The sequence below is a fragment of the Acidovorax sp. K2F genome, assembly GCF_025246485.1.
Taxonomy (GTDB): domain Bacteria; phylum Pseudomonadota; class Gammaproteobacteria; order Burkholderiales; family Burkholderiaceae_C; genus Acidovorax; species Acidovorax delafieldii.
The window spans coordinates 1-596 of record NZ_JAOBSQ010000113.1 but is presented as its reverse complement, the minus strand read 5'-3'; the positions used below and the strand labels follow the sequence as shown (position 1 = coordinate 596).

The window sequence follows — 596 nt, the reverse complement described above, 5'->3', positions numbered from 1 at the left end:
GGCTACGCTGAACAAGTAGCCGATTTGAGCGATCCGCTGCCCAATGGGTCGCTGACGCGGGGAAGCCTCGCGGTTTGACCGCGTTCCCCGGCCATACCGGCCGTGCTTGCGCACTTGGAGTGCGCAACGGGCGCACTCATGCCGCGAGGCGCTGCCGCGCCAGGTAGATGTTGGCCAGACCCAGCACCACGAACGAACGTGTGGCGTTCTTGGCAAGGCCTCGGTAGCGCACCTTGGCAAAGCCCCAGAGCCGCTTCACCACGGCAAAGACGTGTTCGACTCGGGCGCGGACCTTGGACTTGTTGTGATTCTTCGAGCGCTCGACCTCGTCGATCTCGCCATCCCTGCGCACGCGCTGGTTGGTGAAGTCCTTGGCCTGGGGCGCCTTCGATTCGATCAACGCCCTCTGGCTGGCGTAGGCGCTGTCGCCGTATACACGCTGCTCGTTCCCGTGCAACAGCTCGGGCAATGGATGTTTGTCATGCACGTTGGCTGCCGTGACCACAGCGCTGTGCGCCAGCCCAGTGCGGCTGTCCACGCCGATGTGCATCTTCATGCCGAAGTACCACTGCTGGCCTTTGCGGGTCTGGTGCATC

At 63.8% G+C, this 596-nt stretch carries 1 protein-coding gene; it reads right to left on the bottom strand.

Annotation, left to right across the window (positions count from 1 at the left end):
• Nucleotides 1–136: 136 nt before the first annotated feature.
• Nucleotides 137–596 (bottom strand): IS5 family transposase (locus N4G42_RS25495; protein WP_260669184.1); only part of this gene is annotated, 460 nt, incomplete at its 5' end.